This window comes from Knoellia sp. p5-6-4 (genome assembly GCF_029222705.1).
Classification (GTDB): domain Bacteria; phylum Actinomycetota; class Actinomycetes; order Actinomycetales; family Dermatophilaceae; genus Pedococcus_A.
On sequence record NZ_JARGZF010000001.1, the window covers coordinates 1,545,109 to 1,558,056 of the forward strand.

The following is a 12,948-nucleotide window of genomic DNA, read 5'->3' on the forward strand; positions in this document are numbered from 1 at the left end:
CCCGCGCGCGCCTCAGGCTGGCCCCACCTCAGCCCTGTCCCGACAGGCCCAGCGCGGCCACCGACTTCTCGCGCATCTCGACCTTGCGCACCTTCCCCGTGACGGTCATGGGGAACTCGTCGACGATCTGGACGTAGCGCGGGATCTTGTAGTGCGCCAGCTTGCCGGTGGCGAACTCGCGCACCCTCTCGGCCGTCAGCGGCTCGGCGCCCTCCTTCATCCGGATCCAGGCGCACAGCTCCTCGCCGTACTTCGCGTCCGGCACCCCGATGACCTGCGCGTCGAGGACGTCGGGGTGGGTGTAGAGGAACTCCTCGATCTCGCGCGGGTAGATGTTCTCGCCACCGCGGATGACCATGTCCTTGATGCGGCCGGTGATCTGCACGTAGCCGTGCTCGTCCATCACGGCGAGGTCGCCGGTGTGCATCCAGCCGTCCTGCAGCACCTCGTCGGTCTTGTCGGGCTGGTTCCAGTAGCCGAGCATCACCGAGTAGCCCTTGGTGCAGAACTCGCCGGCCTGCCCCCGCGGCAGCGTCTCGCCGGTGAGCGGGTCGACGACCTTGATCTCGAGGTGGGGGCCGACCGCGCCGACCGTGCCGACCTTGCGCTCGAAGGTGTCATCGGTGCGGGTCTGGGTCGACACCGGCGAGGTCTCGGTCATGCCGTAGCAGATGGTCATCTCCTCGATGCCCGCTGCGATGAGTTTCTTCATCATCTCGGCCGGGCAGGGAGATCCGGCCATGATGCCCGTGCGCACGGTGGAGAGGTCGTAGCTGTCGAAGTCGGGGAGGGCCCACTCGGCGATGAACATCGTCGGCACCCCGTAGAGGGAGGTGCACCGCTCGTCCTGGGTGGCCTTCAGGGTCGCTGCCGGGTCGAAACCGGGGGCGGGGATGACCATGCACGCGCCGTGGGTGGTGGCCGCGAGGTTGCCCATCACCATGCCGAAGCAGTGGTAGAAGGGCACCGGGATGCAGATGCGGTCCTCCTCGGTGTAGCGGCACAGCTCGCCGACGAAAAAGCCGTTGTTGAGGATGTTGCGGTGGCTGAGGGTCGCGCCCTTGGGGAAGCCGGTGGTGCCCGACGTGTACTGGATGTTGATCGGGTCGTGCCGGTCGAGCCCGGCCTGCACGCGGGAGACCTCCTCGGCCGGGACCTCCGCCGCCCGCGCCAGCAGCGCCTCCCACGAGTCCGTGCCGATCAGCACCACCTCGCGCAGGTCCGGGCAGTCGCCGCGGACCTCCTCGACCATCTGGGCGTAGTTCGAGGACTTGAACTGCGCCGCCGACACCAGCAGCGAGATGCCCGCTTGCTTCAGCACGAACTCGAGCTCGTGGGTGCGGTAGCTGGGGTTGATGTTGACCAGGACCGCCCCGATGCGGGCGGTGGCGTACTGGGTCAGTGTCCATTCGGCACAGTTCGGCGCCCAGATGCCGACCCGGTCGCCCGTGCGCACCCCGGCGGCGAGCAGGGCGCGGGCGAGCTCGACGGTGCGGTCGGAGAACTCGCGGTAGGTCCAGCGCACACCGTCCTGGACGTCGACCAGTGCCTCCCGGTCGGCGAACCGCGCCACCGTGGCGTCGAGGTTGTCGGGGATCGTCTGCTCGAGCAGCGGGATGTCGGTCCTGCCGGCCGTGTGGGAGAGCCCGGCGGGGTGGGTGTCGGCGGTCATCGTGGCCTCCTGGGTCGCTGGTCGCTGCCGCCATCCCACCGCCGCCACCAGCGGCCCACAAGCCCGGATCGGCCAGCGGTCCGCTGCAGCGACGACCGGTCGGCTCAGCCGAGGAAGATGTCGGGAGCCAGGCCCTCGTCCCTGCCCGTCATGGAGTAGGGCGCGAAGTCGCTCACGCCGCGCTCGCGCAGCAGCTGCTCGTCGATGAGCGTCTTGCCGTTGAGCTCCTGGCCGGTAGTGGTGAGGACCTCGTAGGCCGCGTCGGCCACGATGTCGGGCTTGCGGGAGACGGCGATCATCTGCGCACCACCGGGCAGGTTGCCGATCGCGTCGGTGGCGATGAGGGTGGCCGGCCAGAGCGCGGTCGAGGCGATGCCGAGGTCGGCGAGCTCGTGGGCGAACCCGAGCGCCGCCATAGTCATGCCGTACTTGGCCATGGTGTAGGCCGGGTGGGTGCCGAACCAGCGGGGGTCGAGGTTGATCGGCGGGCTCAGGGTGAGCACCTTGGGGTCCTCGGCCTGCACCAGGTGGGGGATGGCGGCCCGGGTCAGCATGAAGGTGCCGCGCACGTTGACGTCCTGCATGAGGTCGTAGCGCTTCGGCTCGAGGGCCGAGGTGCCCGACAGGTTCAGCACGCTGGCGTTGTTGACGACGATGTCGATGCCGTGGAACCTCTCGACCGTCTCCTCCACCGCCCGCTCGATGGTGGCGTCGTCGCGGACGTCGCCCACGATGGGCAGCGCCTGGCCGCCGGCTGCCTCGATCTCCGCCGCCGCGGTGTGGATGGTGCCCTGCAGGCGCGGGTCAGGCCGGTCGGTCTTGGCGATGAGGGCGACGTTGGCCCCATCGGCCGCCGCCCTCAGCGCGATGGCCAGGCCGATGCCGCGGCTCCCGCCGGACATGAGGATCGTCTTCCCGCTCAGCGTCGTCATGCGGGCACCTTAGTTACCGAGGGGTAGCCAGGGGAACCGCCTGCTGTCGTGTCCCCGGTCACCACCTGCCCTTGCCCGGCACCGGCGCGGAGCACGGGGTCGGGGTGACCGGCACCGGGTCTGTGAGCCGGCCCGCGGGTGGCACTCGTCGGCTGACCCGTGCCCTGACCAGCGGGGCACCGGTTGGCCGGCGGGAGGGGATGACCCGGGTCGTCGCCGCCTCCATGGTTGACTCCCACCCATGGAGGCCATTCGTCGCTTCGACGGCGACACGCTGAGCACCGCCCTCGAGTCCTGGGCATGGGTCGGGCTGGAGGGAAAGACGCCGCTGTTCACCTCGCCCTTCGGGGACGTGTTCCTCCAGGGCAGCGACGGGGTCTGGTTCCTCGACCGGCTGGAGGGCGCCCTGCGACACCCCCTAGGTCGCCGCCTCAGCTGGTGATGTCCTTGGAGGAGAACCGGGCCCAGGCCGCCAGCCAGAACACCACTGCATACAGGCCATCGACGAACAGGCCGCGCAGCACGTTCTCCCAGGCGATCGGGTCGCGCAGCAGGTCACCGAACGCGAGCCACTCGTGCACGATCAGCCACGGGTGAAGCCACCCGAGCTGCGGCACGGCGTCGAGGATCCACGAGAGGATCGTGAAGATCAGCAGGGCGATCGAGGCAGCGATGGGCTGCTCGGTCAGGGTCGAGATGAACAGCCCCACGGCCGCCAGCCCGGCCAGGCCGGCGGCGAGGTAGAGCATGACGAGCACGAGCCGCCAGACCGCGGACCCGAAGGAGATCTGCGACCCGGACAGCGTGGTGAGGTCGCCGGTGCCGAACAGCGCGATGCCGATGACGGCACCGGGCACCGCCACCGCGGTCACCCCCCACAGCGCGCCGATGCAGAGCGACAGGTACTTCACGGCCAGGAGCCGGGTGCGGTTCACCGGCACGGTGAGCAGGTAGCGCAGCGTGCCGAGGTTGGCCTCACCGGCCACGGCATCGCCGGACAGCATGGCGATGGCCAGCGGCAGGAACATGCCGATCTCCACGCCGAGGGCGGCCAGCGGCACGAAGAGCCCGTTGGAGGTGATCGACGACAGGAAGTCCGGGCCGCGGCCCGGCTCGGGCTGAGAGACCTTCACGGCGATGGCCATGATGATCGGCACCGCCGCCAGCACGAGCAGTCCCATCTGGTTGCGCCGCCGACCCGCGATGAGCCGCAGCTCCGAGCGCAGGAACCGCGTCGACCAGCGCCGCCGCACCCTCTCCGTCGAGACCGCAGGGGCGCCAGCCCCCAGCTCAGCCGCTGACATCGAAGCCCTCCCCCGTCAGGGCGACGAACAGGTCCTCCAGGCTGGTGACCGCCACCGAGAACCCCTGCACGCCGACGCCGGCGTGCACCAGGGCGGCGACGATCTTCTCCGGCTCCAGGGCACCGGGCGTGCCGTGCACCTCGCCACCCGACGTGCCCACCTGCTCCACCCCGAGCTCGCGCAGCACGGCGGCCGCCGCATCAGGCTGGCGGGTCTGCACCCGCACGAGCGTCGGGCCGGAGCCGCGCACCTCGGAGACGGTGCCCTGCGCGACCAGCCGGCCCTCGCGCATCACGCCGAGGTGCGAGCAGATCTGCTCGACCTCGGCCAACAGGTGACTCGACACGAGCACCGTGGTGCCGTCGGAGGCCAGCGACCCGATCAGGGAGCGCACCTCACGGGTGCCCTGCGGGTCGAGGCCGTTGGTGGGCTCGTCGAGGACGAGCAGGTCGCGGGGCGCGAGCAGGGCGGCCGCGATGGCCAGCCGCTGCCGCATGCCGAGCGAGTACGCCCGGTAGCGCTTCCTCGCCGCGGCGAGCAGCCCCACCCGGTCGAGCGCCGCGTCGATCCGGCGGGCGGCGGTGCGCGGGTCGGCCATCGCGTCGGCGGCGTCGAGACGGGCCAGGTTCGAACGTCCCGACAGGTAGGGGTGGAAGGCCGGGCCCTCCACGAGGGAGCCGACCCTGGGCAGTGCCTCGCCCGCCCGGTGCGGCAGCGGCAGCCCGAGCAGGCTGCGGTGGCCGGCCGTGGGCTCGACCAGCCCCAGCAGCATCCGGATGGTGGTGGTCTTGCCCGACCCGTTCGGGCCGAGGAACCCGTAGACGGCGCCCCGCGGCACCGCCAGCCCGATGCCGTCCACCGCCAGCTGCTGGCCGAAGCGCTTGGTCAGCCCGTCGGTGTGGACCGCCAGCTCGTCAGGCCCGGCGTCCACCGCCGGGCGGGAGGCAACCACGTCCCCCGTCATAACACCCCCCGCACGTCGTCGTCAGCCGGACCGTGGTCACTTCGCCGCGAGCGCGGCATACAGGCTCTCGGGCTTCACCGCGCCGACCGCGTAGCGACCGTCGTCGGTGAGTACCGCCGAGAACAGCGTGCCACCGAGCAGCCGGCCGCTGCCCCAGTCGCCGGAAACGCGCGGGAGCGACTGCAGCATCGTCTGCGCCTGCTGGCCACCCTCGCCGGAGGCCAGCGCACCCGGGGGCAGCGAGCCCACCGCCACCGCACCCCACCCGGTGCCGACGACCTTCGGCGCCGCGGCGGCATCCGGCCGCCCGGACGTGTCGCGGTCGGCCTTGGTGCGGGCGTCCTTCTCGGTGACCGTCGTGCCCGGGGGCGGGTTGAAGGCGAACTGCCGCGCGTCGGGTCGGCCGAAGTCGATGCTCGTGAAGCCGACCTCGAAGGCGGGGTTGGCGAGCTTGGTCGAGTAGGCCTGCACGCGCAGCGGGATGTGCCGCTCGGCGTCGACCGAGATCCGCACCGAGGCGACGAGCGAGCCGGAGTTGCGCGGCTTGAGCACGAGCTCGTAGGCGTCCCGGCCGGCGACCACGGCCGACCCGGAGGTGGTCACCTCGGTGGTCGGGTCGAGCGCGGCGAGCGCCCGCTCGGCGGCCTCCTCGGGCGTCTTGGGCAGGTCGGTCGCGTCGGGGACGGGCGCGGCCTTGCCGCCGGTCTCATCCCCGTGCTCGGGCAGCGTGTAGTGCACGGCCGTCTTCTCGTCGCTCGACCACAGCCACAGGTCGCGGCCGTTGCGGATGATGTCGGACTCGCCGAGGCTGCCGACCAGTGCGAGTCGCTGCTGCTTCTCGCCGCCGTACCAGACCCGCCAGGTGTGAGTGCCCGTGACCACGGACTCCAAGGACGCCGAGCCCCCGCCCGACCCGCCGAGGGCCGACAGGTCCGGCAGGCCGAGGTCGGCGGACTGCACCACGGTGCCCGACACGTAGGCCAGCTGCGCCCGCTGCACGTCGGCGAGCAGCTGGGCCGCGGTGCGCGGCGGGAGGCTGGGGTCGGCGCTCGCGGTGAGGTTGGTGACGAGCGTTCCCGCTGCCACCGCCGCGACCGCGGCGACGGGAGCGGCCCAGCGGGCGCGCGGGTGGTCGGTGAACATGCTCATGGGGTCATCGTGACGGGTGGGCCCTGAGACAACCCTGAGAGCAGGCGCGCCCGCCCGTGTCATGGTGTGCACGTGCGACTGCTCGTGGTGGAGGACGAGGCCCGGATGGCCGCTGCCCTCGCCCGGGGACTGGAGGCTGAGGGCTTCGTGGTCGACGTCGCCCCGGACGGGCCAGCCGGGCTGGAGGCCGCGCGGTTCGGCTCCTACGACGCGGTGGTGCTCGACGTGATGCTCCCCGGCATGTCCGGCTACACCGTGGTGCGCACCCTGCGGGCCGAGGAGAACTGGGTGCCGGTCCTCATGCTGACCGCCAAGGACGGCGAGTACGACGAGGCCGACGGGCTCGACTACGGCGCCGACGACTACCTCACCAAGCCGTTCTCCTTCGTCGTGCTGCTCGCGCGGCTGCGGGCGCTGCTGCGCCGCGAGCCGACCCGGCGGCCGTCGCAGCTGAGCGTGGGCCCCGTGAGCCTCGACCCTGCCGCGCACCGGGTGGAGCTGGACGGCGAGGTGGTGGCGCTGTCCCGGCGCGAGTTCCTGGTGCTCGAGCACCTGATGCGCGCGCACCCGGCGGTGGCCAGCAAGGAGTCGGTGCTCGACGCCGTCTGGGGCGCGCCCGAGGAGGCCGACCCCAACATCGTCGAGGTCTACGTCGGCTACCTGCGCCGCAAGCTCGGCCGCGACCGGATCGAGACAGTCCGCGGCGTCGGCTACCGGCTGGCGCCGTGACCGGCCGCTGGTCCCGTCTGGGACTGCGCCCGCGGCTGCTCGTGGTGAGTGTTGCCGCGGTGGCCGTGGCCCTGCTCGCCGGCGGGGTGCTGCTGTATGCCGTGATGACCGCCGCCCTGAACCGTGCCGTCGAGGGCGAGGCGCGGGGCACGGCCCGCGAGGTCGCGGCGCTCGTCGATGCGCGGCGGCTGCCCGAGTCCCTGCCGGTGACGGGCTCCCAGGTGGTGCAGGTGCTGGACGACCAGTACCGCGTGGTCGCCGGCTCACCCCTGGCGGACCGCCTGACGCCCCTCGTCAGCGCCGAGGAGCTCGAACGGCTCGCGGACGGCCGGTCCCTCACCGTGCCGGGCCGTCGCACCGGCCTGTCCGGCGAGCTGCAGGTCGCAGCAGTCGAGGCGGGGCCGGCAGCCGAGCGCGTCACCGTCGTGGTCGCCCTGCCGACTGCCGACCTCGACACCAGCCAGCGTCTGCTCCGCCGGCTGCTGCTCGTCTTCTTTCCCCTGCTGCTCGCCGCGCTGGCCGCGATCGTGTGGCGGGTGTCCGGCTCCGCCCTGCGACCGGTCGAGGAGCTCCGCGAGGGCGCCGAGCGCATCGGCTCCGGTGGGGCGGGGGCGGACGGGCCCGCCGAACGGCTGACGGTGCCCCCGACCCGCGACGAGGTGGCGGCCCTCGCGACCACCCTCAACGGCATGCTCGAGCGGCTGGCCGGGGCGCAGGACCGGCAGCGGGCGTTCGTCGCCGACGCCGCGCACGAGCTGCGCAGCCCGCTGGCCTCGATGCGCACCCAGCTCGAGGTGGCCGAACGGCTGGGCGACGGCGGCGACCTGCCGGGCGAGCTGCTCCCGGAGGTGCAGCGGCTGGGCGCGCTGGTCGAGGACCTGCTCGTCCTGGCCCGGGCCGGCGACCGGGGCACGGCGAGGCCCGCGGAGGACGTCGAGGTGCGCCTGCTGCTCGACGAGGTCGCCGGTCGGTATGCCGCGGCACGGGTTCCCGTGCACGTCTCCACTGCCCACGTGCCCGGGGCGGCGGGGCCCTTGGTCGTGCGGGGGGCACGCGACGAGCTCTTCCGCGCGGTCGCCAACCTCGTCGACAACGCCGTCCGCCATGCCGCCACGGCCGTGCACCTGAGCGCCACGGCGTGTGGCCCCGCCGTCGAGCTGGTCGTCACCGACGACGGGCACGGCATACCGGAGCGGGAGCGGGAGCGGGTCTTCGACCGGTTCGCCCGCCTGGACGAGGCACGCGACCGCGACTCAGGGGGCACCGGCCTGGGGCTGGCCATCACGCGCGAGCTGGTGCGCCGCGCGGGGGGCACCGTGCGGCTGGAAGACGCCGGGCCCGGTGTGCGAGCCGTGGTGCGGCTCCCTCGAGCCGGCACCGACGGCGCGCCCTAGTCTCGGGCCATGCGCGGCGACCGGCATCGTCACAGGTTCCACGGACAGATCGCGGGGCTGGGCAGCGCCAGCGGCAACCGGGTCGTGGTGGGTCGGTGGACCGACTCCCCCCTCGGAGCCTTCGCCGACGTCATGCTGGAGCGATCCGACGGCCACCGGGTCCTCTACGCACCCTCCCGCGAGGTGGCCGAGTTCATCGCCGACACCTACGTCTTCGACGAGGTCCGCACCGTGCCCGTGACGGTCGAGCTGGCCCACGGCCGCTGGCGGGTGGCCGCCGACCACCTGCTCCTGGAGCTCACCACCGGGCCGAGGCTGCCGCTCGGCTGGGTCCTGCACGCCGTGCCCCGTCCCCTCGCCGAGAGCACCGGGTGGGCCTCGCTCGTCGACCCGGTCGCCCGCCGCGTGCTGCGCGGCGTGCGCACCCGCGGCCAGGCGAGGTCCGGCCGGCGCGAGTGGTACGGCGCCACCGACCTGCACGCCGTCAGCTCGATCCGTGGAACCCTCGGCCGCGAGCCGCTGGGGGTGCTGGCCCGCGTCGACCCTCCGACGCGGTTCGGCTTCTCCTCGACCCCGCGGCAGCCCTCGGTGACCACGGTGGTGACCACGGTGGAGGACCTCGCCCCCTAGGAAGGCCGCGCCTTCTCAGCATGCGGGAGCACGCGGCACACGGGCATGTCCCCGGCCACACCTCCCCGGCAGGGGCGCCACCCCGGTGCGAGGATGGGTGCGTGCGCCAGATCCTGCAGTCCACCAAGCTCCAAGACGTCCGCTACGACGTGCGCGGGCCGATCCTCGAGGAGGCCCACCGGCTCGAGGCCGAGGGGCACAAGGTCATGAAGCTCAACATCGGCAACCCCGCGCCGTTCGGCTTCGAGGCCCCCGAGTCGATCCTCGTCGACATGATCCACAACCTGCCGGAGTCACAGGGTTACAGCGACTCCCGCGGCATCTACTCAGCCCGCACGGCGGTCGCGAACTTCTACCAGTCCGAGGGCCTGCGCGACGTCACCGTGGACGACGTGTTCATCGGCAACGGCGTCTCCGAGATGATCTCGATGACGCTCCAGGCCCTGGTCGACAACGGCGACGAGATCCTCGTGCCAGCCCCGGACTACCCGCTGTGGACCGCCGCCGTCACCCTCTCCGGCGGCAGGGCCGTGCACTACCTGTGCGACGAGGACAACGACTGGAACCCCGACCTCGAGGACATCGAGAGCAGGATCACCGAGCGCACCAAGGGGATCGTGCTCATCAACCCCAACAACCCGACTGGCGCCGTCTACTCGGAGGCCGTCGTCAAGGGGTTCGTCGAGATCGCCCGCAAGCACGACCTGGTCCTCATGGCCGACGAGATCTACGAGAAGATCCTCTACGACGGCGCCCGGCACGTGCACGCGGCGACCTACGCCAAGGACATCCTGTGCCTGACCTACAGCGGGCTGTCGAAGGCCTACCGGGTCGCGGGCTTCCGCAGCGGCTGGGTCGTCGTCACCGGCGCGCGGGACCGGGCCGCCAACTTCCTCGAGGGCCTGACCCTGCTGGCCAACATGCGCATGTGCGCCAACGTGCCGGCCCAGCACGCGATCCAGACCGCGCTCGGCGGCTACCAGAGCATCAACGACCTGGTCCTGCCCGGCGGCCGGCTGCTCGCCCAGCGCGACGTCGCGCACAAGCTCCTGGGCGACATCCCGGGCGTCTCGTGTGTCAAGCCCAAGGGCGCGCTGTACCTCTTCCCGCGGCTCGACCCCGAGGTCTACCCGATCGAGGACGACCAGGCGTTCGTCATCGAGATGCTGCGGGCGACGCACATCCTCATCACCAACGGCACCGGCTTCAACTGGCCCACTCCCGACCACGTCCGCGTGGTCACCCTGCCCAGCGTCGAGGACCTCGAGTACGCCATCGACCGGATCGCGGGCTTCCTGGAGACCAAGCGCCGCTGATGGCCCGCGACGTGGGGCCCGGGCTCCTTGCCGCCATCGCCGTCGGCGGCGCCATCGGCAGCCTCGGCCGCTACGGCGTCGCGCGCGCCCTTCCCGACGAACCGGGTGCCTTCCCGACCGCCACCTTCCTCGTCAACGTCTCCGGCTCCCTGGCCATGGGGGTGCTGTTCGTGTGGGTCCTGACCCTGGACCGGCCGCACCCGTGGCTGCGCCCGTTCCTCGGTGTCGGGGTGCTGGGTGGCTGGACGACCTTCTCCACCTACGCCCTGGAGTCGAGGGCGCTCGTCGCCTCCGGCCACGGCCTCACCGCCCTGTTGTACGCCCTGGGGTCCCTCGCGCTGGGGCTTGCGGCGGTGGGCGCCGGGGTCAGCCTCGGCGAGCGCGGCCTCGGGCGGCGCCGGTGAGGTTCCTGCTCGTCGTGCTGGGCGCCTCGATGGGTGCTCCCGTGCGCTTCCTCGTCGACCGGTGGGCCAGGGCGCACTTCTCGGCCGGCACCGTGCTCGGGACGCTCGTCGTCAACGTGGCCGGGTCCTTCGTGCTCGGGGCCCTGTCCGGCTGGTCGACCCGGCCGGCCTGGGTGATGCCGCTGCTGGGCATGGGCTTCTGCGGCGCGCTCACCACCTTCTCGACCCTCACCCTCGAGACCTGGGTGCTCTTCGAGGAGCGGGCCTGGCGTCCGTTCGCGGCCAACCTGCTGCTCAGCCTCGGGCTCGGCGCCGTGGCGGTCGTGCTGGGCCACGCCCTCGGGTCGGCTGCCGCCTGACCTCGACCACGGGTCACCGTCGGCGCCGGGTGCCACACTCGGACCATGGCGACCACGTGGCAGCTCACCGTCGACTGTGCCGAACCCGAGCGCCTCGTCGCGTTCTGGTGCGAGGCGCTGGGCTACGTCCCGGAGCCCGCTCCGGAGGGCTGGGACAGCTGGCTGGCGTACTGGCTCTCCCTCGGCATACCCGAGGACGACCTCGAGGGGGCCGAGAACGGCAGCGGCGCCATCGTCGACCCGACCGGGCGTCATCCCCGTATCTGGTTCCAGCCGGTCCCGGAGGGCAAGGTGGGCAAGAACCGCCTCCACCTGGACCTCAAGATCACCGGTGGCCCGCGGGAGGTGCCAGAGCTCGAGCGGCGCCGGGCGGCCGTCGACGCCGAGGTCGAGCGCCTCGTTGTCCTCGGCGCCTCCGTCGCCTACCTCAACGCGCCCGAGGGGGCCAACTACTACGCCGTGACGCTGCGCGACCCCGAAGGAAACGAGTTCTGCGTGGTCTGACTTCTGCGTGGCGTGGGCGACCGTCAGTGGGTCGCGCTCCGCGACGCAGGCGGGCTCCCCTGAAGGTGTCCGCCGTGGAGGAGCAGCGGCTGGACGGCGGGTTCGAGGGGGTGCGGTCCTGGCCGGTGGCACGGTGCACCGGATGACCGGGCGCTGGACGTCGTCGGTGCAGGCGCTGCTGGCCCATCTGGCCGAGCGCTCCTGCGGGGACTGACCGGCGTTGGTCAGGAGGCAGTCACGAGCAGGCGCTTGGCCATGATCGTGGTGCCCGCCAGCCGTCCGTCGGGCAGGGCGGCGTAGTCGTCGACCACGCCCACGACCGACCACCCCTGTCTCGCGTAGAGACGCTCCGCAGGGCTGCCGCACTGGGTGTCGAGCAGAAGGAGCGAGCGGCCGCGCCGGGCGGCCTCGGCCTCAGCCGCATCCATCAGGGCGGTGGCGACGCCGGCGCCCCGGGCCCTGCGGTGCACCAGCAGCTTCGAGATCTCCGCCCGGTGCTGTCCGTTGGCCGGCGCACCGAGGTCGAGCCGGACGCAGCCGCGCACCGCCCCGGCTTCGTCCGTGGCCACCCAGGTCAGGGTGTCCGGGTCTCGCAGGGCGTGCCCCCACCACGCGCGGGCGGCCTCTGCGGTGAAGGGGGCGAGGAAGCCGACGCTCGCGCCGCCCTCGACGCAGTCGGCGAGCACCTCCGCCAGCCCGTCCAGAAGGGAGGGGGAGATATCTTCGATGAGCACAATCTGCACCCGCACACCTTGCCAGTCGGCAGTTCGGGGACCGGGGCGGGGGCGCGAGGACTGACGGTTCAGGCGCCGAGCCGGCAGGCCGAGAGGCCCAGGGCCTCGTCGATCTGCGCCTCGCTGAGGCGACCCCCGCAGGCGGAGGCAGCCACCACCAGGTCGGCGACGAGCTCGATCTCCTCGTAGAGGGCGGCGTCGGTCAGTTCGCGGGGGTATGCCTTCATCACGCGGAGGACCGTACGTCGATCGACGGACCCCTTTTGGCCACTTCACGGAGTGTCGTGGCCAATTGGCCCGCAAGATGACCCGTTGGAGCCAGGGGGACTAGTCACTCCCCCCTGTGCGGTAGTCAGAAAAGACGATTGCCCTCCGTCAGAAGCATGAGACATGACGAAGAGCCCCGGTCCGCATGGACCGGGGCTCTTCACTCTGTCTCAACACAGATCTGTGGGTCGCTGCCGCAACCACATGTCTTGGTCGCTGCCGCAGCCACGAGCGCGCCCGAAGGGATTCGAACCCCTAACCTTCTGATCCGTAGTCAGATGCTCTATCCGTTGAGCTACGGGCGCAGTCGTCGCACCGAGGATCACCCGGCGCAACGGTGGGAAAGACTACCGGGTCGGCACCGAGCCACGAAATCGGGGCTCCCGGAGATACGGGTGGGCTCCTGGCGAGCACCCGGCATACCGGCCCCGCACCGGCCGCCGGACCCCGACCGGTGAGCGGGACGAGGGCAGGCCGCACACCCCGGCGGCGCCTCGGGAGCCCGGACCGATGCGGGCCCGCACCAAGGGATCTCGTCGGTTTCTTGCAGCCATCTGAAAGAACCTGACAAGCCTCTGACCTGTACTGAC

15 protein-coding genes and 1 tRNA gene are annotated in these 12,948 nt (G+C 72.1%); 8 read left to right on the forward strand and 8 right to left on the reverse strand.

Annotated elements, in window-relative coordinates:
* Positions 1-28: 28 nt before the first annotated feature.
* A complete protein-coding gene (locus P2F65_RS07505) occupies positions 29-1,672 on the reverse strand; it encodes an AMP-binding protein (protein ID WP_275805656.1) in 1,644 nt (547 codons plus the stop codon).
* A 104-nt stretch (positions 1,673-1,776) separates the two neighbouring features.
* The gene (locus P2F65_RS07510; protein ID WP_275805658.1) at positions 1,777-2,604 is read right to left on the reverse strand and encodes an NAD(P)-dependent oxidoreductase; all 828 of its coding nucleotides are present in this window, start codon (positions 2,602-2,604) and stop codon (positions 1,777-1,779) included.
* A 241-nt stretch (positions 2,605-2,845) separates the two neighbouring features.
* Between P2F65_RS07510 and P2F65_RS07515 the strand changes: the two genes are divergently transcribed.
* Entirely contained in the window at positions 2,846-3,046 is a 201-nt protein-coding gene (locus tag P2F65_RS07515; protein ID WP_275805660.1) for a hypothetical protein, read from the forward strand.
* On the opposite strand, the gene P2F65_RS07520 is transcribed toward P2F65_RS07515, so the two are convergent.
* Genes P2F65_RS07520 through P2F65_RS07530 form a run of 3 tightly spaced genes read right to left on the reverse strand, consistent with a single transcriptional unit; the run spans position 3,036 to position 6,021 of the window.
* Positions 3,036-3,908, reverse strand: a complete 873-nt coding sequence (locus tag P2F65_RS07520; protein ID WP_275805662.1) for an ABC transporter permease — start codon at positions 3,906-3,908, stop codon at positions 3,036-3,038. The two genes, P2F65_RS07515 and P2F65_RS07520, sit on opposite strands and share 11 nt — an antisense overlap.
* Positions 3,895-4,872, reverse strand: a complete 978-nt coding sequence (locus P2F65_RS07525; protein ID WP_275805664.1) for an ATP-binding cassette domain-containing protein — start codon at positions 4,870-4,872, stop codon at positions 3,895-3,897. The genes P2F65_RS07520 and P2F65_RS07525 overlap by 14 nt, the downstream gene beginning before the upstream one ends.
* Positions 4,873-4,908: 36 nt before the next feature.
* Positions 4,909-6,021: a hypothetical protein gene (locus P2F65_RS07530; RefSeq protein ID WP_275805667.1), complete on the reverse strand. Its 1,113-nt coding sequence runs from the start codon at positions 6,019-6,021 to the stop codon at positions 4,909-4,911.
* Between the two features lie 72 nt (positions 6,022-6,093).
* On the opposite strand from P2F65_RS07530, the gene P2F65_RS07535 reads away from it, so the two are divergent.
* From P2F65_RS07535 to P2F65_RS07565, 7 genes are all read left to right on the forward strand, one after another.
* Complete coding sequence (locus P2F65_RS07535) at positions 6,094-6,750, forward strand: response regulator transcription factor (protein WP_275805669.1); 657 nt, start codon at positions 6,094-6,096, stop codon at positions 6,748-6,750.
* Positions 6,747-8,144, forward strand: a complete 1,398-nt coding sequence (locus P2F65_RS07540) for a HAMP domain-containing sensor histidine kinase (protein ID WP_275805671.1) — start codon at positions 6,747-6,749, stop codon at positions 8,142-8,144. The genes P2F65_RS07535 and P2F65_RS07540 overlap by 4 nt, the downstream gene beginning before the upstream one ends.
* A 9-nt stretch (positions 8,145-8,153) precedes the next feature.
* Positions 8,154-8,774 (forward strand): hypothetical protein, encoded by a 621-nt coding sequence (locus P2F65_RS07545; RefSeq protein WP_275805673.1) that lies wholly within the window; start codon positions 8,154-8,156, stop codon positions 8,772-8,774.
* Positions 8,775-8,875: 101 nt separating this feature from the next.
* Positions 8,876-10,090, forward strand: coding sequence for a pyridoxal phosphate-dependent aminotransferase (locus P2F65_RS07550; protein WP_275805675.1), 1,215 nt, complete (start codon positions 8,876-8,878; stop codon positions 10,088-10,090).
* Positions 10,090-10,494, forward strand: coding sequence for a fluoride efflux transporter CrcB (gene crcB / locus P2F65_RS07555; protein ID WP_275805677.1), 405 nt, complete (start codon positions 10,090-10,092; stop codon positions 10,492-10,494). The genes P2F65_RS07550 and crcB overlap by 1 nt, the downstream gene beginning before the upstream one ends.
* Entirely contained in the window at positions 10,491-10,853 is a 363-nt protein-coding gene (locus P2F65_RS07560; RefSeq protein WP_275805679.1) for a CrcB family protein, read from the forward strand. Before crcB ends, P2F65_RS07560 begins: the two co-directional genes overlap by 4 nt.
* 45 nt (positions 10,854-10,898) lie before the next feature.
* Entirely contained in the window at positions 10,899-11,357 is a 459-nt protein-coding gene (locus P2F65_RS07565; RefSeq protein ID WP_275805681.1) for a VOC family protein, read from the forward strand.
* A gap of 224 nt (positions 11,358-11,581) precedes the next feature.
* Here the strand turns inward: P2F65_RS07565 and P2F65_RS07570 are convergent, their stop codons facing one another.
* The 3 genes from P2F65_RS07570 to P2F65_RS07580 form a co-directional block, all read right to left on the reverse strand.
* Complete coding sequence (locus P2F65_RS07570) at positions 11,582-12,100, reverse strand: GNAT family N-acetyltransferase (RefSeq protein ID WP_275805683.1); 519 nt, start codon at positions 12,098-12,100, stop codon at positions 11,582-11,584.
* Between the two features lie 59 nt (positions 12,101-12,159).
* Positions 12,160-12,318 (reverse strand): hypothetical protein, encoded by a 159-nt coding sequence (locus P2F65_RS07575; RefSeq protein WP_275805685.1) that lies wholly within the window; start codon positions 12,316-12,318, stop codon positions 12,160-12,162.
* 272 nt (positions 12,319-12,590) lie between these two features.
* Positions 12,591-12,663: transfer RNA gene (locus tag P2F65_RS07580), tRNA-Arg, on the reverse strand.
* Positions 12,664-12,948: the final 285 nt, after the last annotated feature.